The organism is Kribbella sp. NPDC048915, from assembly GCF_040649595.1.
Lineage (GTDB): Bacteria > Actinomycetota > Actinomycetes > Propionibacteriales > Kribbellaceae > Kribbella.
In genome coordinates this window covers 17,352-41,280 of sequence record NZ_JBEZFT010000064.1, presented here as the reverse complement: position 1 = coordinate 41,280, position 23,929 = coordinate 17,352, and the positions used below count along the sequence as shown (strand labels likewise).

The window sequence follows — 23,929 nt, the reverse complement described above, 5'->3', positions numbered from 1 at the left end:
CCACCCGCTACGACAAACTCGCCGTCGTCTACCGCGCCGCCGCCGTCCTCAACGCAGTCATCGCCTGGACCCGACATTTGTCAGACATGCTCTAGGGCGTGTCGGACGGATAGAGCAGCTCCGGCGGTCGAGCGCGAAGGCGAAGCTGGTCCGGTCGAGATCGACGCAGAATCAAGCAGGCGGCTGCCCGCTTGGTGGTGCTGCTCCTCGCGACGATCCCGCCATTCACACTGCGCCATGTGCAGCGTGCGCCAGAGTCCCAAGAAGGCTCATCCGAAGCATTGCGGTGAGACCGACTGCACGCCGCCGATCTGCTCTTGGCACCTCTGCGAGCATGCTCGGCGTGGTGCCCACAATCATGGCGACCCTCCCTCGAGCCTTGCCTGGCCGCTTCAGTCGCGTAATCTGTGCTTCCCTGCCGGCTTTGAAGGACGGCTCTGGACTTCGGCGTACATTGACTTGATGCCCCGGGTGACAACGTGACAGCAAACGGCAGATGAGTACTGATCCGACTTTGACAGCGGCTGAGGCTGAGGCGGTCATCGCTCGCAGGCTTGCCGAGGTTCTTCCTCCTCGACAGCCCTCGCGTGGTGTGGGCGAACGGCCGCGTTTCGTCGTACTCGCCGGACAGCCAGGCGCCGGGAAAACGACGGCTCAGGACCAGATTCGGACGATCCTCGGCCCGGAGACCGTCGCGGTGTACGACCTGGACGACAATCCCTCGGCCCACCCGCGCTACACAGCGATCATGCGGGCGGCCGGGCTGAACGGCGACAATGTGGTGCGGGGGTCTCTGCCGCGAGACCTGGGCGGGCGTTGTCTCGAGCCGGTGCGCCTGGGAGGGTACGACGTGATCATGAGCGCACCCCTGGTTACCGAGGTCAGCGCAGCGCAACTGGCGGAGGGCTGGAAGGCCGACTACCGGACAAGTGCGGTCTACGTCGCCACGAGCAGGGCGGACAGCACCCTCGGCGTCGCCAACCGGTATCAGCAAGGACGAGACGCCAACGGCGTGGGCAGATGGATTGCCCTCGCCGACACTCAGTACCTCTTCGAGCCGATCGTGGAGACCATCGCGGCGGTCGAACGTACCGCAGTCTTCGACGATCTCTACGTGGTCGACCGGCTTGGTCGTGTCCTGCACGAGAACCATGTGGCCGAGGGTTCGACCCAGCTCTCGAGCGACCCACGTGCCGGCGAGGCGATCGAGCGCGAACAGAACCGGCCTCCGACCGAATCCGAGGATCGCCTGTTCCGGCAGACCGCGTTCCACCTGCTCCAAGGTCGAGACCCGAGGCTCGGCCCCCTGCACCCCCAGGTCGAGGAGATGGTCCGTACGGCGATGCGCTGGCACCACGACCGAGGCACACCGATTCCGGACCGCCTACTGGCGAACCCGTCCCTGCCGACGATCGGCGAGCGTCTCACGGGCGGGCACCAAGCCTTCACTGCCTCCGAACGAGCCGGCATCCGAGCAGCCATGCCACCACCATGCGGCGCGGCCGCGCGTGGATCGAGTCCGGCGGCAGAGCAACCGCGAGTACAACGCCCGAACGCCAGCCGCTCGGCTCTCCACAGAGACGTCTGATTGCCGTCAGAAAGTCGCGGCGACGTGCAGGCGGTGCGTGCCGGAGATGGCGGTATCGGTGACTCGCCTGCACTCGAACGTTGCCTCAAGCATTCGATCAGTGGCTCGGCGACGGCACCGTCGAGTTCATGAGCACGAGACCGACAGGCTGGTCCTCGCGGTCGAGCAAGAGGGATTCAAGCGCCTCGAGGAGACCAACCGCATCGCGGCGGCGATGCCCGCCACTCCCGGCTGGAATCTCAAGAGCTGGGACAGGGACGCTCCCGGCACATCGACCTTCGTCGCACCGGTCACGGCCCGGTTGATCACCGCAACCGGTCAGGTGGTTCCCGTCTCCAGCAGCAACGACGACTACCTCCTCTCCGCACCCAGCTCAGCCAGATCCATGCACCAGGCGAGTCCACCGACTGAGCCGATCGTGGGAGTAGATCTGATGACCGAGATGATGTCTGGCGTGGAGCACGCTGAGGAGCCGAAGCCCGAGCCGGGGCTGGATGGTCTGGACGAGCAGTTGGTCGAGCAACTGGTGGGACAGGCCAGGGCTGGCGGGCTGCACCTGCCACCCCTCTTCAACCCGAGTTACACCGTCCGTTTGACAGTCCCTGGGGACGTTGAGCGAGCACGTCGAACGGTCGTGATCAAGCCTGCGCAGCGACGTCAATCGGTGCGCAGTGCGGCGCAAAACCTCGAATACGCGCCCCGCGTTCCATAACCAGCTACTTATCATCGCAGGTCAAAGAGCCGGTGAGGGGACTCGAACCCCTAACCACCGCTTTACAAGTGCGAGGGTTGCCGTACGGCGGGACGTCTCCCGCCGGAAACTCTGCAATCTCGGCTGTCTCCACTGTCGGATCTGCCCCCAGATGACCGGGCTTCATTGACAGAGCCATTGACAGCGTAGCCACAGCTAGTGCACGAGCTAAAGGTCACTGTCCTCGAAGAAGTCGTCGTCTACGGACTTGAGTTGGAACGTCTCCTTGACGGCTACACCGACGCCGTAGCGAACCATAAGCCGGGTCAACTCAGTGCCATCGATGAGGACGAGTCGAAGCGGGACCTGTTCAGCGAAGAGCCGAGCACCGCCGCTGAAGCGGCCAGTCGTGACGAAGACACCACGACTGGTCTGAGCACCTTGCAGGGCACCGACGAACGCCTGCATTTCGGGTCGCTGGACCGAGGAGTCCCTGTCGTACCGCTTGGCTTGGACGCCCACCAGGTCCAGGCCCAACGCATCCTGGCGAATGATCCCGTCGAGGCCGGCGTCGCCCGGCTTGCCCGTGTGCGTCAGCAATGCCTCCTTGCCGCCGTAACCCATCGCCTTCAGGAGGCGCAGCGAGAGCCTCTCCAGGAATGCCGGAGCTTGAGCAAGCACACGGTCCAGTAGCTCCGCTGCGATGGCGTCGTCCGCGTCAGCGATCAGACGCTCGATGGCTTCCGTGGGAGAAAGCGCTGCCACTGTGGTCGACTGGGGGTCGCCTTGTAGGCCGACAGGCTCGCCCTTGTCATTCCGCCTGGTCTTGAACTCCAAGAACTCTGGAAACTGTGCGAGGACCTTGTTATCCACCCGGTCAGGTTGACCATCGAGTACGTGACGTCCCCGATCCGTGATCAGGTACACGCCGCGCTTTGGCCGGCTAACAAGCCCGGCCTGAGACATATATGTCAGTGCCCACCCCACTCGGCTGCCGAATACCGTCGCCTTACCGCTCGGAAGCATTCGCTCGAGGTCCTCGCCGAACACGCCCGCCACCGGAGCGACAGCCTCACGGAGCTGTCCCCGCGTCTTAGGCTGACCGTCCGCCAGCGCCGCCAGGGTCGGCCTCATCAACGTTTCGTAGTCAGGCACCGCCATAGACCGGACAATAGCGGCTCAGCCACCCGGGTGGCGGGCCGCCGCGACACGGTGTGCCCTGTGCGGCGCCCGGCGTTCGTCCTCGAGGCGGCGGATCGGGTCTGACGGCGCCGTGCCCGAGCCGATGCCGAATCGGACGGGCGCTGTCGACTCCACCCGTGTGTGCCATGGTCGAACCTCGGGCTGATGACCTTCTCATTACGAGGAGGAACGACACCGGCGAATCTGGCCTCTACCAGCGACTTTGCCATCGCCTGCTTCGCACCACGGCTACATGTCCCACATGAGTTGACGCCAGTTCGCACCACGATCCGCACCACGCCTAAGCGGCCTGCCGCAGCCCGCCACCTCTGTGGATAACTTGCCGCACTCGTTCCGAGGATGATGCATCCTGTTGATGGATCTCCGGGCCGAGGCCACCGCCGCCGCACCCGTCACGTGACCGCACATGCCGGCTTCGGGGTTGAGTTCGGCGGAAGGCCGCCCGGAGATTCCACGTACCGCCGGATCCTGGATCTCACGCGACCTACGGCGTGACTTCATATGCGGACCACGGATCCCCTGTACGCAGCACAACGATCGAACTCATGCACCGCGTGGGGCACCAGGGATCGGCGATTTGCTGGCACAGTAGGCGCGTCGCGATTAGCATTCATGCTATCGAACATACATTCGATTTTGGGAGTGAGTTATGGCGACCCGGAGCACCATCGAGTGGACCGAAGTGACCTGGAATCCGGTGACGGGTTGCGATCGCGTCGCGGCCGGCTGCGATAACTGCTATGCGCTTGCGCTGGCCAAGCGGCTGAAGGCGATGGGCGCCGAGAAGTACCAGCAGGACGGGGACCCGCGCACCTCCGGACCGGGGTTCGGCGTCGCGTTGCACCCCGCGGCGTTGCGGCAGCCGTACAGGTGGCGTAGTCCGAGGGTCGTCTTCGTCAACTCCATGAGCGACCTTTTCCACGCCCGGGTTCCGGTCTCGTACGTCCGCGACATCTTCGACGTCATCCGGGAGACTCCGCAACACACGTACCAAGTACTTACGAAACGATCGCATCGAATGGCGCGTTTGGCCGACAAGCTCGAGTGGCCGCACAACCTGTGGATGGGTGTCTCGGTGGAGTCCGCGGAGGTTGTCAGCCGAATCGATCACCTGCGCGACACTCCGGCCAGCGTCCGCTTCCTGTCCTGCGAACCTCTCCTCAGTGCGCTACCGAATCTGAATCTCGATCGCATCGACTGGCTGATCGCGGGCGGGGAATCCGGGCGTCGAGCTCGACCGATCGAGCCAGCCTGGGCGCTCGATGTTCGGGATCAGTGCCGAGCTGCCGGCGTCGCGTTCTTCTTCAAGCAGTGGGGCGGCCGTACGCCGAAGGCGAACGGTCGCGAGCTGGGGGGCCGTACGTGGGACGAGATGCCTCAGCTCGCGACCGCCTGACGATCGGAGCGCCCCTCAGCTGGCCTTGCGGATGACGTGCTGGTGAGGCTTGTTCCCCTTCTCGACGTACTCGACCTCGCCCGCGGCAACGAGCTGCCGCAGCGCCAGGCTGAACGTCTTTTCCAGCGCCTCACCCCAAACATCACCGAAGATCGTCGTCGTGTGCTCGACCACCTTCTTCGGCTTGCCGTCGGCAACCAACTCCCGGACGTTGGCCGTGATCTCCTCGGCCGCCTGCGTCTGCTCCGACTTGAACTGTTCCTCGACCGCATCGAACAGCATTCCGTCGCGGGTCTCCTGGTCCGGCCCCAAGAAGTCGAGCCACTTCTGGCGCGCCTTGGCGGCGGCGGCACCGAAGACCCACAGACCGTGCGGATCCATCGTGAGGAAGATCAGGAAGTACACCGGCTGGTGATGCATCTGCCGCCGGACGGGCGCGACCACCCAGCCGAACGGGGTGTTCCTCGTCAGCCGCCGCCCGTACTCCACCGCGACCGCCTCGGCCGCTGCCTCCCAGTCCTTCTCACCGGACTCGATGTGCGCCTGGAGGGCGAGCTCGCGCCACCACTCGCCGCCACAGACCTTGTCCAGACTGGCGATGCCCGGCTGGTCAAGCTGGCCCTTCTTGTACTGCCCGCCGGCGCGGCGGACGAGGTCGGCGTTGAAGTTCATGAGGAACTCGGTCCGGGGCCAGTTCGGCCGCCCCTTCACGATCTCCGACAGCGTGTCGAACGGCAGCATCGCGCCGCACGGGTCGAGGAAGAGGAACAGGCTCGCGCCCTTGGCGTAGGTCACTACCTCGTCGAGGTAGTCCCCGCAGTCCCCGTAGCGAGTCTCGATGTCGAAGCCCTGGCCGCGGTATTGGTCGGCCACGGTCTCGAGCTGAAGGTAGTCCTCCTTCTTGCGTTCGACGAGGAAGATGTCGATCTGGGTGCTCTTCTTCATCTTCTGGGCGGCCAGCATCATCTGCTCTGCCGATGCGGCCTGGCCGCCGTCGAACCTGCCACGGCCGGCGAATCCGTCGAACAGAACCGCCCGCTTGGGGTCGAGCCTGCTCGCGGTCATCGTGGCGTAGCGGATCGCGTGCTGCTCCAGGATCCCGTGCTTGTACACCGACTGCGGGCGCGGGCTGTCGAGAAGCCCGGCATCTGTTCCAGTGGCCATCACACCTCCATAGGTTCTTGCGACGTGCGCGAGAACCTCGGCGACGCAGCCGGAAGAGCATCGCATTGAATAACAGTGCAATAACTATTCCCGCTGAATCTACCGGTTGGTGTAGACGGAGCCGTGGAACCCAGTACGGTCTGATGCGTCACGGCTAATGACAGCAACGAGACCTCGGGCGGCACCACGTCGACCGGGGTCTTCGCGTTTTCCGGAGATGACCGTACACCCGGCGACCTTCAAGTCCCGTACCCCAGATTCCACTGATGTAATTACGCCATGCATCCGGCCGAGAACGTTGAGTCATTTCCAACAAAATCCAACATCTCGTGAATTGCATCACAACAGCTGCCCTTGAAGGCGTTGACGCGCTGGGAAAGCGCTCGCTATAGCACCGAGCGCATTCGCAGGTGGTACAAGGCGTCACTGGGACCTGTTCACAAACGCACATCCACGGCGTGACCGAATTGTTATGTAAAGGCCTCTACACATGTCCGCCGCGAGGGTGATAAGCGAATCAGGCGACTCGATTGATCACTCAACGAGTTCGACTTTGTGCGGAAAGTAATGCCGCCACGACCGACCCGTCCCCCACATCCAGGCCCCGGCGTACTCCGGCTCGGCCATACTCAAGGGCAAAAGCCTCAGCTGCCCGCACCTGACGGTTTGCGTGGCCAACCGTCTTCGGCGGTCCAGATCCAGCGGGTGCTGCCGGGAGACTCCTGCCGGTACGCGAGCGGCCAGCCACAGAACTCGTCGGCTGTTCGGCCCATGTTCTCCGCGTCCCGGCGGGTGTCTTCCCAGTCGGAGGCGTAGTAGACCATCCGGTCCCAGGGTCCGCCGACCAGAGTGATGACGGACTCGCGCAGCGGACCGGGCATCAGCCGCTGTTGTTCGCGCGGTTGGTCGCGACACCGTCGTGGCTGGGGGCTGGGCGGATGTCGTTCTGGTCAATGAAGGCCACCCGGCCATCGGCGCGTCGAACGCGGCCGAGCCAGCGGCCTCCTTCATTGACCCAGGCGTCCAGCTGGCCGGCGCTCGGCGTCCAGGCGTCAACTGTGATCGGTGGGTCGACGCGGCGAACATTCGCAGGGTCGCGCGGTCCGTGGACGGTGTACTGCAGCTCCAGATCTGCAGCGAGCGCGTTGGCCTCGACCTCGGTCCGGTACCGGCGCAGGTGACTTGTTCGGCGGTTGTCGTATTCAGTGGCGCTGCCCAACGGAGGCAGGTCTGGGCAGGTGAAGAAGGCATCAGGCGTGTCGAGGTTTTTGGATGAGGTGTAGGAACCTTCATCGTCGGAAGACCTCGACTCCTACGACGACAACGATGCGCCACACCCGCTCTACACAGTCAACTGTGAAGAGCCTCGTGTGACGCCGTTAAGCCCGGGGTGTTGCGTGCGGGACTGCCGTGCCATGGTGAGGGGCGCCGAGGCCTTGCTGGCAAGGCCACGGCGGATCGACTTCAGTCCCGGTTGGCGGCCTCAACCCAGTCAACCAATTCTTGGACAGCCCATCGGGCGTGGTTTGGCACCGCTTGTTCGTGGTATTCACTCACCTTCTCGACATACTGTCGCAGCGTGCGCGTCAGGACCTGCGTCTCATCACGTCCTGATCCCCTCACGAGAACATGGCCTGAGTCGGTCGGGATCAACTCGAGGCGCTGTCCCGAGTCATCCCAGCCGACGTACTCTCCGCCGGCCACGTCGATCGCCTCGACCCAGCCATCGAGATCCTCGACGGACCGGAAGACGTACACGTTCTCACCAGAGTCACGAAGTATGTACTTGGTCACCAGAACCTATGCCACCACTTCTTGTCGTGTTTGCTGCTCTCCCATGGACGATGCCGGCCGATGCCGCCCCCAGGGGGAGTGTTTCCACCGCCGTCCACGCGACGGTGATGATAGTGCGGGATATAGTTGTACCAATGCTTGCCCTTGCGATTGCCCCAAGGAGCAATACGCCAGTTGTTGTTCAGCTTGAACTCGTAGCCGCGCCGGACGTGGGTGTACGCCTTCTTTCCGAGGCTCCAGGACTTCTTCCCGAACCACTTGGCGCCCTTCCAGGCCTTCTTGCCACCCCATTTTGCCGCACGCCAGCAGTACCGAACGCAGGCGCGCACTGCCGCTCGCGCCGCGATTCGGACGCCGATGCCAATGGCGATGGCGGCGAACCACCACAGGTTTCCGTCCAGATCGTAGGCGTTTACCGGATCTGTCGGGTAGGCGTATCCATTTGCGCCGCCGCCGCGGACCGGATCCATTGACAGGAACAGACCGGTCGCCGGGTTGTATAGGCGTACCCCCATGAGGGTGAGGCCAGAGGTCGACGTGGCACGCTGCTTGCCGCCAACCCATCCGTAATTGACGAGCCCTGTACTGGCATTTGCGTTTGTGACGTTTCCGTACTCATCGTAGTTGTTCCAACCGTCGATGCCTTCTGCTACTGCGACGCCGGGTGGGAGGACAATTGTCGTAACGACGTCGCCGTGTGGGTTGGCGACCGTGAGGTCGGCGGATCCGGCCTGGTCGACGGTGAGGGCGAGGTCGCTGCCAATGAGTTCGGCGTACCGCTCGATGGTTGCGCCTCGGCTGACCCAGGTGGGGTTGTCAGAGGCGTCGGTGTAGTGGCGAACAGTGTCGGTCGACCCCGAGCCATTGGTCACAGTTTCCGTGGCGCGGCGGTCGAGTGCGTCGAGGGTGAAGCTGGTTGTGGTGCCGGCCTGGGCGATCGAGCGCGCGAGGTTGTTGTCGTAGTACGACAACGCGATGTCACCGTCGATCGGATGGGGCGCGTCCGACGCCGGCAGGGCAGTGGTGCGGCCGAGGGCGTCATAGGAGTAGGTGCCTACGCCATTCGCGCCCGTGGCTGGGCGGTCTGCGGTGTCGAAGGCGCGGGTCACTGTGGTGGCGCCGCTGGTGGCGCAGGAGCCGTCGGCCGCGGCCGGGGCGGTGGCTTTGGTGACGCGGTTGTCGTTGGCGTCGAAGCCGTAGGTGCGGGTGACGCAGGCTGGGGCCTGGGCCGGGTCGGTGATGTCGACGCCGGAGGTTGCCGCGGTGCGGTCGTTGACTTGGGTGAGGCGGCCGGCGTTGTCGTAGGTGTAGTGCCGGTCGTACGGGATCGCGCCGCCGGTCGCGGTGGTAAAGGCGTTGCCGTCGGGGGTCCACTCATGGGTCACGCGGCCGCTGACGTCGTTCTCGAGGGACCAGGACAGCCAAGGTCCGTTGGGGTCGACTGTGATGGAGCCGTCGGGGTTGGTGGTGGTGACTTGGCCGGTGTAGCGCAGGCCGGTGGGTTCGCCGGTGTTGTCGATGTCGTTGTACTGGGTGACCCCGCCGGGCAGTTTCTGGACGATCAGGGAGCCGTCGGAGTCGTAGGCGCCGGTGGAGGTCCAGGTGGAGCCGGCGGTGGTGACGTCGACCTTGGTGACCTGGCCGCGGTGTTCGGTTTTGCCTGCTGCGTCAGTGCCGTCGTAGGTGTAGCTGGTGGTGCCATTCGGGTCGGTCACCGATGCGACGTCACCGGCGGCGTTGTAGACGGTGGTGGTGGCCGCGTCGCCGGAGGGTTGGTAGCTGGTTTGGCGGCCCCAGGTGTCGTAGCCGGTGGTGATGGTGCCGGCGACGGTGGTGTCGGCGTTGGTCGCGGTCACTACGGTCGGCTGGCCGCTGGTGGGGTCGTAAGTGGTGGTCTTCTTGGTGTTCGGCGTCGACCCGGTCAGGCCGCTGACGGTGGTTGCGGTGGTCTCGGTGCGGCCATCGCGCAGGTAGGTCGTGGTCGTGGTGCGGGTGACGGTCCCGGAGGTCTCGGTGACGGTCTTCGGCGACAACAGGTAGGTGAAGTTGGATGTGGTTGTCGAGGGCAGGGTCGGGCCGGAGCTGGGCGCGGCGGCGGGGTAGGTCTTGCAGACCAGGCCCGCCCACTGCGGCTTGCCGCCGCACTCCGGGAAGCTGGTGTTGGCGGCGGTCGTGTAGTAGACGGTCTTGGTGGTGCCGGCGTCGGCTCCATTCGACTTCGGTTGCCGGGTCTCGACAACCTTGCCTTCGGCGTCGTAGCGGGTGATCTTGACGATGTCCCCGGCGCTGTTGAAGCCATCCAGGTCGACGTCGGTGATGATCTTTCCCGGCAGGCTCCGCGACCACCCGTCGGTATCACCGGCCACGGGTGCGGAGTAGTCGGTCAGGGTCTGGCCGGTCATCTCCAGATCGGTTGCGGTGCCCGGGTCCTGGGCGTACGACGTCTCGGTGGTGGCCAGCCGGTACGGGAGGCTGGTGTCGAGGTTGATGCCGTTGTTCGGGGCGCCGTCGTCGTACTTGGTGTGGGTGTGGGGGCGGACCCAGGCGATGGTGCCGTTCTTGAGCGCGGCCCAGCGGGCCGGGCCGTAGGTGTCGGTCACCAGGGTGCCGGCCGGGGTCACCACCGTGTCGCCGGCGGCGTTCTTGATGTCGTCGTTGTAGACGGTGATGCTCGCGAGCTGGTCGGCGGACGCGTTGTTGTCGATGACGGCGCGCAGGGCGCGTTCGTCGAGTTGACGCGCGGGGTTGCCTTGGTCGTTGTAGTCGGTGGCGGTGAGCTGCCAGTTCCCGGCGCCGTATTTGGCGGTGTTGACGGTGTAGTTGGCCGCGTTCGTGTATTGCAGGTCGGCGTACTGCCAATCGTCAGCGGTCGGCGCACCCGACAGGACATGATCCGGTCCGAAGACCGCATAGCCGTGCGCGGGCACGGTCTTTTGGTTCCACTTCGCGACCGCGGTCGACGACAGGTCCGGTGCGCCGGGCCCGGACAGCGGGACGTTGTCGTAGACGTACTTACCGAGGGTGGCGGTGCCGCCCGCCGGGTCACCGGCGGGCCGGGCGCGGGTGACCGTGTCGAGTTTTTGGCGGTTCTCGGCGGTGACGTAGTTGAACTGGTAGGGCACCTGTCCGGCGGGTTTGATCGAGGTCAGGTGGTTCGCGGCGTCGTAGGTGTACTCCGTCGACAGGCTGTTGCGCGGGTCGGTGACCTTGGTGAGTGTGGCGGTGCTTTGGTCGTAGGTGTAGGCGGCGACCTGGATCGAATCCATCCCCGCCCCGCCGGCCTTGTCGGGGTTGTAGATGTCGAGCCACGCTGCGGCGATCCGGACCTTGGTGGAGCCGATGGTGGTGTAGGTGAACCGGAGCGCGCGGCAGCCGGGGTTCATCCCGTTCAGCGGGTTCGCGGGGTCGTAGGTGCCGCAGGTCACGCCGGGCGGGGCGGGCGCGATGATGCGCACGACGCGGCCGGTGCCGTCGTAGGAGAAGGTGGTCTTGCCCGCGACACCGGGCTCGGATATCCCGGCCGGCCGGAACTCCGCATCCTTGCCCGCGACGGGCGCGGCCAGCAGGTTCCAGGTCGTCACGGTGCCGTCGTCCTCGGTGTAGGACAGACCGGTCGACGCACCCGAGCCGGTGACGGTCAGCCGTGACCCGTCTTCGGCGGTGTTGTCGTCGGCCGGGACCCAGTCACCGATCGCGAACGCGGCCGTCGAACGGCGCTGACCGTTGGGTGACTCGTAGATCAAGGTGGTGCCGTCGCCGTCCATCAACACGATCGTGCCGTCGAGGCGTGTGGAGTCGATCACCTGCATGCCCGCGGCGCCGGACTCGGCGCCGTCGAACTGGGTGCTCCAGCCGTCACCGAACACGTTGTAGACCGGCGTCCGCGGCGTCTCATAGGTCATGTGCGACCGCGAGATCGACAGGTCGCCGGTGTAGCCCGGCACCGAGATATCGGTCGCGGACACGTTGAGCTCGCCGGTGGACAGCGCGACCTGGCCCGGGCCTGCGTCGGCGGTCGGGTACCCGTCGCCGAAGGCGTGCGGCAGCCGCTGGATCGCGGTGTCCGGGGTTTCCGACCACGTGCATTGCACGGTCGCGTTGTAGGTGAAGCAGACCTGAATGTCGAGCTTGACCGGGACCCTGGCGTTCAGCACGGTTTTCTGGACGTCGGGGGTGTCGGGATCGGAGTCCAGGTAGAGGTCTTCCTTGGCGTTGTTGGTGTCCCAGGTCGTGTTCACCGAGACCCCGCCGGAGCCGTTGTCGACCACCGGCAACACCGTGGCGTCTTCGTTCCAGCCGACCAGGTCGTCGGCACCGCCGTACCCCGACACCCGCCACCGCACCCGCGCCGAGACGGACGGTGCGGTGCCCTTCGGCGGCCCGGCCGCGATCAGCCGGATCGTGTCCGCGGTCGTGACCGTGGGGTCGGCGGTCGGTGAGGACAGTGACGCGCTGCCCCAGCCGAGCCGCTGGGTCGCGGTCGTCGAGTAGTTGCCGCCCGGTGTCTGCGCCTCGGCCACGATCGTGTGCAGGCCGGGCTCGGTGTGCTTGAACGTCACGAAGTACTTCGCCACCGCCGGGTCACTCGACGGCGTGATCTTGACCGCGCCACTCGTGTCGTTCGACGCCGGGCGCTTCCCGTCGATGAACATCCACAGGTAACCAGGCGCGCTGTACCCGGTCCCGGTCGCGGTCACGGTGCAGGTCACGTCCGTGGTCGGGGTGGTGTCGGTCCAGGTGTTGTTCACATCGTACGGCGCCGGGCACGACACCACCGGCTGCGCCGGCGTCGTGGCACCGATCCGCAACCGGGTCTGGTAGCTGGTCCAGGGCCCGTCCTTGCGGCCGTCGTTCGCCTTCGCCCGGATATACACCAAAGTGTTGTCCGGCAAATCCGCCGATGGGCTGCAGCCTGCCGTGGTGCCGGAGGCGTACACCGACGACGTACAGGTCCCGACCACGGTGGTCGAGTCGGTCATGAACTCGAACACGTACTTCACGGTGTTCCCGTCGGCATCGGTGGCCTTGGTCCGCACCCACGGCCGCCGCGTGCCCGAGTACATGTAGGACGTCGCGTCGCCCGGCGCCGCGAACGCCGCCGCGTACGGTGTCTCGACCGTGGCCGGCGCGTTCGGCGGCCGGTTCCAGGTCAGCGAGATGTACGGGACCGCCGGGCCTTCGGACGAGTAGAACCGCTTCCAGGCGTTCGCGTCGGTCTCGTTGGCGGCCTTCAGCATCACTGCGACCGTCGCGTCGGTCTGGGTCGACCAGTACTGCGCCAGCCCGGTCATGTCCACATACACCCGGTCGGCCGGGCAGGCGCTCGAAAACCCCTTTGCCGCTGACACCGAGCCCCAGACCTGCGAGCTCGTGACGGGCATGTTCGTCCACCGGGTCGCGGTCGACGCTGGCAGCGACGCGTGCAGGTTCATCTGTGTCGCCGTGCAGGTGGTCGCGCCCCATTGCATCAGCGACAGCGAGGCCGACACGACGTCCTTTCCCTGGAAGGCCGAGCCCGGGAAGTTCAGGAACGAACGCTCCGTCGTGGTCCCGTTCTTACCCACCCGCAGATCGGTCGTGGTCGACAGGTCGTTGGGCCAGCCCGACTGCACGAACGTGTCGAAACTCGACAGCACCGACGTGTTCGCGTATACCGGATCGACCGTCACCGGGTAGACCCGCGCCGGGTCCAGGAACCACTCCTTGTCTGGCGCGATGACCAGGGTCGCCTTGCCGGGCGATGCCTGCTCGATCGACATCTTCACCGCGGCCGTGTTCACCGGCATGTGGTTCGTGTCATCGGTGACCGCGTCCCACATCTGACCGACCGGGATCCGCGAATGCACCACGTCCTTGGCGTCAACGAACTCGATCGATCCGTCCGCGGCCTGCCGGGCGGTCAGGCCCTTCGTGCGCAGCGGGATCCGCCACACCGGTGCCACACCGTCAGCCGGGCGCTGCTTCACCACGAAGTCGGACTCGAACCCTGAGCGCCGCGCATCCAACCGCAGATCCACACCTGGCTGGACCTCGGCGTACGTCGCCGTCGTTCCGTCCAACGTCGGCGCGGGCAGCTTCCACGGGGACAGCCACTCCACCTGCCGCCCCGTACCAGAAGCGGACAGTGCGAACGGCTGCCCGGCGGCGCCGTTGCGCTTGCCGAGCTGCAACCCGTACTTGTGGCCACGCGGCGCGACTGTGCCGTCCTGCCCCTCCTGCAGCGTGAGGTCGATGTCGCGCCACTTGCCCGAAGGATCCTTGAACCGGATATCGCCGGCGTTCAGCTCGGTGGTCATTGTGCCGTCCGGATTCGCCCATGTGGTGGTCGTCTCGGTCCGCAGCGCGAGGACCTCGACCTTGGAGCCCTGGGCCCGCGCCGACACCACCGCCGAGACCAGATCCGGCCGCGATTCCACCTTCGCCACAGGTGGCTTCGGATCCGCCGCCGGAGCAGCAACCGCCCGCTCCCGCGCCTCCAGACCGGTCGCCAGCAACGCGAACGAAACCAGCACCGCCACGAACCGCACGAACAACTGCACGCGGGCACGCCGGGAACGAGACATGACAACCTCCGCGTCACGCCGACCCGGGACAAAGCACCGATGACCGGGCGGGGCACGGGCTGGGCCAGCATCGGCTACATCGCGACCGAGGTTCCGGGTGTTACCGGAATTGCAGCAAGCTGCAGATCACATTGACGAACGCATCGATCCGGCTGTAGAAGCTGCCCACCGAATGCGATGGAGCTGACATCGGGCGGCGCGGGGTCGCGGTGGTGGGGACAATGTCACCGACCGGCACGAGGGCCGTCCGGCGATGCCTGACATTGCCTTGCTGGCCGCTGCTCCGAGGCGCGGCGGTCACACTGCGACGGTGCGGGCTGGGAGGATGGTCGCAGGCGCAGTTTGCTGTTCGCCTGACCACTCACAGGACCTCAGCGGGTCTTCGCGGTTCGCGTCGTCATGACGCGTCCTTGGTCGGCCGGACGTCGTTTCCCAGGACGAGGCTGACCCGGCCTGAGGGGTCGCGGAATTTGGCGTACCAGGCGCCGGTTCCGGTGTCGCGGACCCAGGCCTCGATCTGGCCGTCGGACCAGGTCGCGCGGCGCACCGGTTGCGGGGCCGGGAGGACTCTGACCGCGTCCGCGGGGCGCGGGCCGTGGGCGTCGTACTGGATCTCCAGCTCGACTGCCTTTTCGGCCGCCGCGAGTTCGTCGTGGAGCCCGCGCGCCCGCCAGCCGCAGACCGCGCCATCCCAGATCGCATAGCGCCCTTCGGCCTCGTCGTCTGGCCGCACCGTGAACCGTCCGAGCATGCCGTCATCGTAACTCATATTCGAAGATATGTGCGAAGGGCCGGTTCCTGCTCCGCGCGGCCGCCGTGCGACGGCCAGGTCACCGTTCGGCGATGTAGGAGGTCCAGTCGGTCTTGGTTTGGCGGGCCCAGTTGATGGCGGTGGAGATGTGGATGTTGAGCAGGTCGGCGAGTACGGATGCGGGTAGCTGTTCGGCTAGGGCGCGGAGGGCGGAGTTGCGGGCGGCGTATGCGGTGATGCCGTGCCGTCGGAGTTTGTGGGTGAGTGCGGAGGGGCTGCTGGGCTGGCCGGCGATCATGCCGGGAAACAGGTAAGGGGTGGAGCCGGTGACGTGGCCGGTGCCGTGGCTGATGGCCGACGGGTCGCTTCGTTGGTCGAGCAGTTGCTGGATGAGGCGGGTGAGTGCGGGTGGTAACTGTAGGGGTGTGTCGCCGAGGGTCAGGCAGGTCGGGAGGTCTCGTTGCTCGTCGTCTTCGGTGGCGGCGTCGGTGGTGATGTTGTCGGTGGTGAGGGTGGCGATGCGTGGAGCGGGCACGCCGAACAGCAGGATCAGCGTGCCGGCGACGCGGACGTCGAGTGGCAGTGTGGTGTCGTGGATGCAGCGGCGCAGTTGGATGGCCTGTTGCTCGGTGTCGAGGAATGGTCCGGGGCTCTTGGCTCGCCGGGTGGGGATGGTGAGTGGGGTTGCGGTGAGGTGGTGGCTGGCTGCCCAGTGCAGGAACTGGGCGGCCTCGTAGCGCCGTGGTGGTCCTGTGCTGAGCCATCGGTCGATGTCGTGCTGGTCGATGCGGTCCAGGGTGGTGCCTTCGTCGTTGAGCCAGTTGAGGAGCTCCAGTGCCGCGAGTACCTGGACTCGGGGTGTCCGTGCCGAGTAGATGGTGAATCGGCGGCGCCGTGCTCGGCGGCGAGCCCGGGGCAGAAGGTGCCAGTGCGTGAACGGGCGGATGAGGTGGGCATGTTGCGGCTGCTCGGCCAGCAGCCGGTCGGCCCAAGGGCCGATCCGTTCGAGGTGCTCGTCGCGTTCGGCCAGGACTCCGGTGCGGACAAGGATTCCGCGCAGGTAATGGGCTGCCTGAGTGTGCGGGGACCGGTCGAGGTAGTCGTGGCTGATCAGGTCGGGCTGCCGCGCGAGTTCAATCAGAAGCCGCGCGGCGGGGCATCTGCGCAGCCAGTGGAGTGTCGACCGCGGTCTCGGGACGGCCTGCAGCGCCTGGCGCAGCGGTTCCAGGCCGGCGTCGATGGCGCCGTCAGGGCCGGCGAGGAGGTCGACGATGCGTTCCTTGAGGACGCAGCGGTCACACGCACCCTCCACGTACAGGTCACCTGGCTGCCCGCAGGTGCGGCATTTGTAGTCGATATCGGCTCCCGCGCACGGCCCACAGACCGGAGCGCCGGCGGTGTTCTTGCCGATCAGGACGCGGCGGGTCGAGCAGTCCGCGCAGGCCGCGGGGCTCGCGCGGACAATCTGGTAGCAGGCTCTGCAGACCGGCCCGGCTGGCCAACTGGCGCGCAGGCGTCTGATCTGGTGGCAGAAGCTACACAGACGCTGTGGTTCTGGCCGGCAACCGTCGCAGACGGGTTCGCCCGTTGCGTGGTTGCGGCGGCACAGCCGGATCCGCCCGCAAACCGTGCACGCTTCCTCGACTCCCTGATAGCAACTGCCACACAGATCCGGGGTGTCGACGGTCGCGCGATGGTAGATCCGCCTGATCCGGCCGCACCCGCCGCACAGGCGCTCGGGGTGGCGGTAGCAGCTGGCGCAGACCGGGCCATCCCTGCCGAAGGCCTGCGCCACGGCGGTCTTGCCACAACTGGAGCAGACGTACGTGGGTTTCGGTCGGCAGACTTGGCAGAGTCCGGAGCCGTCGGCGAGGCGGCGCGCGACGCGGCGAGTGTGGCCACAGCTGGCGCAGGGTTCGTGTCTGGAACGGTCGGTCTGATAGCAGCGGGAGCAGATCCCGCCTTCCGGCCGGCGTGCGATCACCCGATCGGGTCGGCCGCACCACGCACAAGGCCGCTTGCTGGTCCGGGCGTGCCTGCATCTCTCGCACAGCCGGCCACCCGTGGCGTCGACGGACGGCATCGTTGGGTTCACGTTGCCGCACCCTGCGCAGGTTGGCAGGGCGACGTCTTGCCTGCACTGGTTGCGGAGGGCGTGCGTCAGCCGGACGAGCGCGACCGGGACGTGCGACGACACCGTCAGCAGTGCCTCCGGGTGCTCCTGTAGATAACGGGCCAGCATCATGAGCGACCGGGTCGAGTTACAGCTACTCGCCTCCAGCGCGCTGACTGCTTCCCGATCGCTCAAGCCGGGAAGGGACCGCCGTAGGTGGTCGACCACCTCGGCCCTGGCTGCGGCCTGGTCGATGTGTGGCTTGGTCACGACAGATCAGGCCTGCGGATGGTCGTGCGGCGAACAGCGGGCGCCGGCTTACTCATCTGCCCTGAGTCGCCGGCAGTCTTGCGGACATCGGCGTTGACGACGTCGACCTCGATCAGGTCGTTCGGGGTGCAGTCGAGAATGTCGCACAGCGCCGCGAGGGTGTCCATCGACAGGCGCTGCGGCGGCTGGGTCACCAGCCGGAACACCTGCTCGCGGGACAGATGGATCCCCCGCTCGGCCAGCAACGGCACCAGATCGGTCGTCTGGAACAGATCGCGAGCCGCCATCAGGTGACGCAGACGCCACTGGATCTTCATCTTCTTGATCACGAACGGTCCTCCCACAGGTCGGCGTGACGAGCCTTCAAAGCGCGCTGCAGCAGCCGGTTGCGGTACTCGTCCGACACCCCGGAGTAGATCGCAGTGGTGGAGGCGTAGGAGTGGCCGACCTGGTCCTGCACGAACCGCTCCGGGTAATCGAACTCGATCAGGTGCGTGACATACGAATGCCGCAAGCAGTGCAGGTCGAGCTCGCCCGGCAGCCCAGCATCGGCGCGGACCGTTTCGAAGGCCTCGTCCAGCCGCCGGCGCGAGATCCGGCCCCGCTTCTCCGTGACCCACAACGCCGGATGCTTGCCCGGCGAGAACAACGGCCGAACCTCGGCCAGGTAGTGCTCGAGTATGTCCACGATCCAGTCGAACTCCGGGACCGTCAGCACCGTGCGCCGCTTCGGCGCCCCGCCCTTTGACGCCTTGCCGTGCCGGACGAACAAGCCACCGAACCGCCCAAAACCAGGAGCTCTCGGGTTGTGCCGCAGATCCGCCAGGTCCAGCATCGTCGCCTCCTGCCGGCGCAGCCCGAACGCGTACACGGTCTTCAAGATCGCCGCGTCCCGCAGCGCCGCCAACGCACCCTTGCGGCGCCGCGACCGGATCTGTTCAACCCGGCCGTCGGCCGCGTCGAACAGCACCTGCACCTCGTCGTACGTCAACGGCCGCCGCCCAGGAGCACCCTCGTAATCGTTGGTATGGGTGACGGTGTTCCACTCATGCAGAATCTGCGCCGGCGCCTCGCCGAACAACTCCAGACACCGCGCCGGCCACCCATACCGAGCGTCAGTGACGTACTCGCCGAACAGCCGCAACCCGTTCTGATAGTTCCGGGCCGTCGATACCGCGAACCCCCGGCCCTGCTCACGCCGCCGCGCCCGATGCCAGTCCATGAACGCCTCGACATCCTCGGCACGCCACCGCCACGGATACTCCCCCGTGAACTCCGCGAACCGCCGCACCAACGTCAACCGCGGCTTGATCGTGCCCTCCACATTCAGAAACCGCGTCCGCTGCTGCCGCGCCCACCCCTCCAACATCGCCTCGAACACAGCCTCAGCCGGATCCAGGTGCACAACCCCATCGGCCAGCACCAGATGCGCGGCGCCCGGTAGGTCCACTTCACCCATGATGCATTCAACGCAACATCGTTGAATCCGTTACGGGTGGGCTGTCGGACAGCCCACCCGCCGTCCGCGAGTTGGCACCATGAACGTTCTCACCTGCGGATACTCCGGTGTGCCATGCGTGCTGTAAGCCGGATCAGATGCAATGCCGCTCAGAACAGCGCCCGCGGTGGCCGTTCACCGCGTTGTCCCACACCAGCCAGTCGCCGTCCCCGTTGTCACCGGGCCGGACATTGAAGCGTCCCACCATGACCTCATCATGACATTAATCGAACTCATGTTCTAGTCGGTCTGCCCTCGGGCGGCCTTCAGCCGACAGTCGGGAGATCTTCCGGGCGTAGGTCGGCCCGTACTCGGATGTAGCGCATGCCGTGGCGGACCTGGCCGGCCTGGGTCGCGGCGTCGGCGCTTACCTCGGCGACGACGGTCGGCTGGACCTTCACGAGCAGCAGCTGCGCGCCACCGGCCTCGCGGTCACCTGATCAGGTCGCCGGGAGCGTTTCGACGTCGGAGGGGTCAAGGTCGCTGCGGTGCCGAACCAGCCGCAGCGGATGCCGGTAATGGCCAGCCTGCAGCGCTGCGTCGGCGGCCACCTCAACCACGACAGCCGGGCGGACCTTGACGATCGAGGTCTTGCTTCCGCGGCCCCAGTGGGTGCTGATCTGATCCGGCCAGGGATGCCTGGCCCCGGCCGGTTTCAGTAGCTTCCCGATCGCGGCCGCCTGGTCGTCATGCAGCTGCACTGTCCGCCCGACCACCTCGAGCTCCTTGCCTCGGTACCGCCCCACCACCAGCAGTTCCGGGTGTCGCAGCGACCCCGTTACGGCGCCGATGATCGCCTCGATAGTGTCCCTGGTCTTCCATTTGACCCAGTCCCGGCGGCCGGGCTGATACCGCGTCGTCGCGCCCTTGACCACCAGGCCCTCCACGCCGCTGGTTTTGAACGCCTCCAGCCACTCCTGAGCCTCGGCTATGTCGGCGGTCGTCGGGGACAGTTGCAGCGGTGGCCGCCACCGCTTGGCCAGTTCCTCCAGCCGGGTCCGGCGGGCGGTCCAGCGCATCGGGCGGACGTCGACGCTATCGACCGCGAGTACGTCGAACACCACCAGCGAGGCTGGTTGCGCCGGCGCGAGCCGCCGCCGCACGGTCGCCGCGGTATTGACCATCCGCTGTTGCAGCGCGTCGAAGTCAAGCCGGGCGCCGTCCCAGACGACCAGCTCGCCGTCGAGAACACAGTCCACGTCGACCTGCGCCTGCAGCGCCGCCTGGACGTCGGGGAACTTCGCGGTGAAGTCCTTGCCGTTGCGCGACCACAGCCGCACCTCGCCAGCTACGCACACCGCGCCGGCCCGGAATCCATCCCACTTCAACTCAAAGCGTGAGCCACCGGGCATGGCATGCTCGCCCGGCAACTGCTCGACTGCCCTGGCGAGCTCCAGCGCGACCGGCCCGGTCAAGTCGGGCGACAGGTTGCCCATGGCCACAGTTTCGCCCCGTGCACGGCCCTGGGGCACCCGCAGTCGCGTCCCAGTTCAGCAACGGCGTCCGTTCTGGACGCTGCGTGTCCATGCTCGGCGCTGGGTCGTGGCAGCTGGTGTCTCGGCTTCGGGACTTGACTCTGTAGTTGGGTCCAGGGTTGAGGATGGGGTTATGCGAACCAGCGAGCTGGCCGGCCAGGCCGGTGTGAACACCGAGACGCTGCGCTACTACGAGCGTCGCGGGCTGCTGACCCAGCCGCCGCGGACTCCGGGTGGCTACCGCGACTACCCGCCCACGGCGGTGGAGTTGCTGCGGTTCATCAAACGAGCCCAAGAACTCGGTTTCACCCTCGGCGAGGTCGAGGAACTGCTGCACCTGGACACCGGCGGTCCGGACAGCTGCGACGCAGCCCGTGTGCTGGCCGAGCACCGCCGCGCCGACCTGGCGCGCCGGATCCAGGACCTGCAACGGATGCACGACTCGCTCGCTGATCTGGTCGCGACCTGCGATCTGCCGCGCGCCGACCGGAGCTGCGCGCTGCTCGACGCGATCGATCACCGCCAGGAGACCTCATGAAGCTCGAGGTCCTCCACGTCCCGGACTGCCCGCACCTGGCCCCGATGCTGCAACGGCTCGCCGAGGCCAGCGACCTGCCCGTGGCCACCCGGTTGATCGAAACCGACGCCGACGCGGCTGAGTTCGGCATGGCCGGCTCCCCGACCCTGCTGATCGACGGGGTCGACCCGTTCGCTGCCGGTGACGACTGCGGCTGCGGGGTTTCGTGCCGCCTCTACCGCGACCGCGACGGGCGAATCGTGCCGGCGCCGTCTGTCGAGCAGTTGCGCGCCGCGATCACGGCCGCCGACCAGCCTCACGACACCACCACGCCCGGGGACGTGCTGAGCGCGTGGCGGACCCAGGCCCTGCCGCTGGACCCCACCGAGAAAGCGGTGCAGCAGGCGATCCTGCGCGCGTTCGCCACCACCGGGCACCCGCCCGCACCGAGTGACCTCGACGCCCTCACCGCCGACAGCGGCCGCGGCAGCACCGAGATCCTCACCGCCTTGCACGACGTCGACGCGATCCAGCTGGCTGCGAACGGCCACATTGCGCTGGCCTACCCGTTCTCCGCGACCCCGACCCGCCACCGGGTCCGCATCGATGACCGGGTCGATGTCTACGCGATGTGCGCGATCGACGCACTCGGCATTGCCGCCATGCTCGACAAAGACACCCGGATCGAGTCCTTCGACGTCACCACCGGCGAACAGGTCACCGTCACCACAACTGCCGGCCGAGCCGTCTGGGAACCGTCCGGTGCGGTGGTGTTCGTCGGCGCCGACGCAGGCGGCGGGCCGTCGGCCGACTGCTGCTGCGACTACCTCAACTTCTTCGCCAGCAATGCGGCCGCCGAAGCCTGGACCACCGAACACCCGCAGGTTCCAGGCCAGATCCTCGGCCAGGCCGAAGCCGAGGAACTCGGCAACCGCCTCTTCGGGCACCTGCTCACCACAGCCTGACCGGGCTACGGCAACCGCCGGTCGATCCGCCGCAACAGGCCACCGATCACCGGAAGCTCGTGCCAGCGGTGGCCGATCACCCACTCCCGCGCCGAGCGCACTATTCCCCGCAGCCGCGTCCCGCGGGACGGGCGCAGCTGGTCTTCGCGCTCCTCGGCCCTGCGTTGCAGGAACCGGGCGCACCCCAGACAGACACCGACCTCGGGGTGGGCACCCAACCGCACCAGGTCTCGATCATCGAACTCACGGGCACAACACCAGCACACCGTTGTCGATTGCTGGACACTCTCCGGCGCAACAGTCATACGCCCATCCTCCGCGCCGCCACCGCCAATAGCTATCTACCCGAACGGGCCCATCCACGATCGCGCTCACGAGTCCTACGCTCGATGCAGGTCACCAACCGGCGAGGTGGAAGCGATGTTGACGCGAACTCCCCAGTTACGGATCTCCGGGCACGGTGCAGGACTGCGCCTCAGGCACCGCAGCAGCTGGCAGCGCGATCCGCTCCAGGCGGTCCAGGAATGCTGCCGAGCATCGATCGCGCTCGACAAGGCGCTCGGCGAAGCTGTCCGAGAAGCCCTCGCGACAGGCGCCTCATGGCGCGACATCGGACTGGCGCTCGGCGTCGCCGAGAACGCCGAAACAGATCAAGACGTCATCAACGCACTCGGCCAGGCAAAGCGCGCCGTCTGGACCCGGTTCTGGAACTAGCCCCTCGCGGGCCCAGCACCGGCGGTTGACAGAGTTCAGTGAAGGTAGCCGTCCCATTTCACTTCGTAGCGTGATCCGCCCGGCAGGGCATGCGGTCCGGGGATTTCGTTCGCCGACTTCGCCAAGGCGACCTCGACGGGCCCGGCCAGGTCGGCCGGGACATGCGGAGGTGGCACCTCACGGCGTGGTCTGGCCGGTGTCATCGTCTCGCCTGTTCTCGCGCCGGCGGAAGGGTGGCCAGACCACGATGATCACTCGCCGTACCGTGAGCTTGGTGTCACGGTGTGGGCAGAAGCGGTGGTGCTCCGGAACGTTCGCCCCGTCGCACTTCCCGCACCGCCATGCAGCGCCCACGACACCAGCATGCGCCTGGCTGTCAGCTCATGTCGCCGTACGGTGACCGGTTCGGCGGTGAGAGGGTGATCCCTTCGGCCTGCGTCTTGGACCGGATCGCGCCCTCGGATCGGCCCAGCTTGACGCTCATCACGCCAACGGGCGTGTTCGCTCCCGCCAGCTCACCCAACTGCCGGATCTGCTCCTCGGTCCACTCCTCGCCGCTGTGACCGCCTGACTTCGCCTCGGACACGGTGATTCCCTTCGCCGTCGGAGTAGTTGCTCCTGGCATCCAGTACCCGGCACGACACCCCGCTCACGCAGATTGCTGGGGTCCAGCGGTGGCCCGCTCCGATCCGGCGAGGGTAGAAACTGTCGGCAGTCGGTGGGATCGTGTTGTGGTATGGAGCTGACGGCCCGGGATTTCGAGCGGATACCGCGGCACAACCTGCGTGTCCCGGTGCGCGAGTTCGCCCGGGTCTGGTTGGCCGCGGAGCGTCGTGGTGACGCAGAGGAAGCGGCGGGACTGCCCGAAGACTCCTACCTAACCGGCGTACAGACGACGTGCCGGTGGCTCGCAAATGCCATCGTCACGGTTCACCGCCCGAATGGGCCGGTACGGCAGTGGGCGCACGCTCCACTCACTGATACGTCCGAGAACGCGTACGAGGAGCTGGTCGAGCTGGAGACTCAGGCCGCGGAGCTTGCGGTCGCTCGTAGCGGGTCCGGGCAGCCGGGCTTCGAGGACGGGGCGCTCGCGACGCTGGCGTGGGCGTGGCGTCGATCGGGTGTTCCCCCGATCGAGGTGGATCAGACTTCGGCCAAGCAAACTGGCTAACTGGACCGTGCCTGGAAGGGGTCTCGGGAAGCACAGAACAGCTTCTCTGAGGCCCC

General features: G+C 66.7%; 20 protein-coding genes. 7 read left to right on the top strand and 13 right to left on the bottom strand.

What is annotated here, in order from left to right; all coding sequences use genetic code 11:
• The first annotated feature begins 496 nt into the window (after positions 1-496).
• Both AB0B82_RS26380 and AB0B82_RS26375 read left to right on the top strand, forming a co-directional pair.
• A complete protein-coding gene (locus tag AB0B82_RS26380; RefSeq protein WP_360173887.1) occupies positions 497-1,588 on the top strand; it encodes a zeta toxin family protein in 1,092 nt (363 codons plus the stop codon).
• A gap of 37 nt (positions 1,589-1,625) precedes the next feature.
• Positions 1,626-2,300, top strand: a complete 675-nt coding sequence (locus AB0B82_RS26375; RefSeq protein WP_360173884.1) for a hypothetical protein — start codon at positions 1,626-1,628, stop codon at positions 2,298-2,300.
• Positions 2,301-2,507: 207 nt separating this feature from the next.
• Here the strand turns inward: AB0B82_RS26375 and AB0B82_RS26370 are convergent, their stop codons facing one another.
• On the bottom strand, positions 2,508-3,440 hold the full coding sequence (locus AB0B82_RS26370) for a restriction endonuclease (RefSeq protein ID WP_360173881.1): 933 nt from the start codon (positions 3,438-3,440) through the stop codon (positions 2,508-2,510).
• A gap of 691 nt (positions 3,441-4,131) precedes the next feature.
• Between AB0B82_RS26370 and AB0B82_RS26365 the strand changes: the two genes are divergently transcribed.
• Complete coding sequence (locus tag AB0B82_RS26365; RefSeq protein WP_360173878.1) at positions 4,132-4,878, top strand: phage Gp37/Gp68 family protein; 747 nt, start codon at positions 4,132-4,134, stop codon at positions 4,876-4,878.
• Between the two features lie 15 nt (positions 4,879-4,893).
• Here the strand turns inward: AB0B82_RS26365 and tcmP are convergent, their stop codons facing one another.
• The 10 genes from tcmP to AB0B82_RS26315 all read right to left on the bottom strand — a co-directional run bounded on the left by tcmP (position 4,894) and on the right by AB0B82_RS26315 (position 20,467).
• Positions 4,894-6,042: a three-Cys-motif partner protein TcmP gene (tcmP, locus tag AB0B82_RS26360; protein WP_360173875.1), complete on the bottom strand. Its 1,149-nt coding sequence runs from the start codon at positions 6,040-6,042 to the stop codon at positions 4,894-4,896.
• A gap of 644 nt (positions 6,043-6,686) precedes the next feature.
• A complete protein-coding gene (locus AB0B82_RS26355; protein WP_360173873.1) occupies positions 6,687-6,923 on the bottom strand; it encodes a hypothetical protein in 237 nt (78 codons plus the stop codon).
• The gene (locus tag AB0B82_RS26350; RefSeq protein WP_360173870.1) at positions 6,923-7,261 is read right to left on the bottom strand and encodes a hypothetical protein; all 339 of its coding nucleotides are present in this window, start codon (positions 7,259-7,261) and stop codon (positions 6,923-6,925) included. Before AB0B82_RS26350 ends, AB0B82_RS26355 begins: the two co-directional genes overlap by 1 nt.
• A 245-nt stretch (positions 7,262-7,506) precedes the next feature.
• On the bottom strand, positions 7,507-7,836 hold the full coding sequence (locus AB0B82_RS26345; protein WP_360173868.1) for a hypothetical protein: 330 nt from the start codon (positions 7,834-7,836) through the stop codon (positions 7,507-7,509).
• On the bottom strand, positions 7,833-14,399 hold the full coding sequence (locus AB0B82_RS26340; RefSeq protein WP_360173865.1) for an RHS repeat-associated core domain-containing protein: 6,567 nt from the start codon (positions 14,397-14,399) through the stop codon (positions 7,833-7,835). The genes AB0B82_RS26345 and AB0B82_RS26340 overlap by 4 nt, the downstream gene beginning before the upstream one ends.
• 397 nt (positions 14,400-14,796) lie before the next feature.
• Positions 14,797-15,168 carry a hypothetical protein gene (locus AB0B82_RS26335; protein WP_360173862.1) on the bottom strand — a complete coding sequence of 124 codons (372 nt, stop codon included), beginning with the start codon at positions 15,166-15,168 and terminating at the stop codon, positions 14,797-14,799.
• A gap of 61 nt (positions 15,169-15,229) precedes the next feature.
• Positions 15,230-16,945 (bottom strand): hypothetical protein, encoded by a 1,716-nt coding sequence (locus AB0B82_RS26330; protein ID WP_360173859.1) that lies wholly within the window; start codon positions 16,943-16,945, stop codon positions 15,230-15,232.
• A gap of 584 nt (positions 16,946-17,529) precedes the next feature.
• Positions 17,530-17,862 carry a helix-turn-helix transcriptional regulator gene (locus AB0B82_RS26325; protein ID WP_360173856.1) on the bottom strand — a complete coding sequence of 111 codons (333 nt, stop codon included), beginning with the start codon at positions 17,860-17,862 and terminating at the stop codon, positions 17,530-17,532.
• Positions 17,859-18,992 (bottom strand): tyrosine-type recombinase/integrase, encoded by a 1,134-nt coding sequence (locus tag AB0B82_RS26320; protein WP_360173853.1) that lies wholly within the window; start codon positions 18,990-18,992, stop codon positions 17,859-17,861. The genes AB0B82_RS26325 and AB0B82_RS26320 overlap by 4 nt, the downstream gene beginning before the upstream one ends.
• Before the next feature lie 479 nt (positions 18,993-19,471).
• The gene (locus AB0B82_RS26315; protein WP_360173851.1) at positions 19,472-20,467 is read right to left on the bottom strand and encodes an ATP-dependent DNA ligase; all 996 of its coding nucleotides are present in this window, start codon (positions 20,465-20,467) and stop codon (positions 19,472-19,474) included.
• 172 nt (positions 20,468-20,639) lie between these two features.
• On the opposite strand from AB0B82_RS26315, the gene AB0B82_RS26310 reads away from it, so the two are divergent.
• A complete protein-coding gene (locus tag AB0B82_RS26310; protein ID WP_360173848.1) occupies positions 20,640-21,044 on the top strand; it encodes a MerR family transcriptional regulator in 405 nt (134 codons plus the stop codon).
• On the top strand, positions 21,041-21,988 hold the full coding sequence (locus AB0B82_RS26305; protein WP_360173845.1) for an alkylmercury lyase family protein: 948 nt from the start codon (positions 21,041-21,043) through the stop codon (positions 21,986-21,988). Before AB0B82_RS26310 ends, AB0B82_RS26305 begins: the two co-directional genes overlap by 4 nt.
• 5 nt (positions 21,989-21,993) lie before the next feature.
• Here AB0B82_RS26305 and AB0B82_RS26300 read toward each other — a convergent pair whose 3' ends face one another.
• Complete coding sequence (locus AB0B82_RS26300; RefSeq protein WP_360173842.1) at positions 21,994-22,293, bottom strand: hypothetical protein; 300 nt, start codon at positions 22,291-22,293, stop codon at positions 21,994-21,996.
• Between the two features lie 115 nt (positions 22,294-22,408).
• Between AB0B82_RS26300 and AB0B82_RS26295 the strand changes: the two genes are divergently transcribed.
• Positions 22,409-22,702, top strand: coding sequence for a hypothetical protein (locus AB0B82_RS26295; RefSeq protein WP_360173839.1), 294 nt, complete (start codon positions 22,409-22,411; stop codon positions 22,700-22,702).
• A gap of 376 nt (positions 22,703-23,078) precedes the next feature.
• Here the strand turns inward: AB0B82_RS26295 and AB0B82_RS26290 are convergent, their stop codons facing one another.
• Positions 23,079-23,288 carry a hypothetical protein gene (locus AB0B82_RS26290; RefSeq protein WP_360173836.1) on the bottom strand — a complete coding sequence of 70 codons (210 nt, stop codon included), beginning with the start codon at positions 23,286-23,288 and terminating at the stop codon, positions 23,079-23,081.
• A gap of 150 nt (positions 23,289-23,438) precedes the next feature.
• Between AB0B82_RS26290 and AB0B82_RS26285 the strand changes: the two genes are divergently transcribed.
• Complete coding sequence (locus AB0B82_RS26285) at positions 23,439-23,873, top strand: hypothetical protein (protein ID WP_360173833.1); 435 nt, start codon at positions 23,439-23,441, stop codon at positions 23,871-23,873.
• Positions 23,874-23,929: the final 56 nt, after the last annotated feature.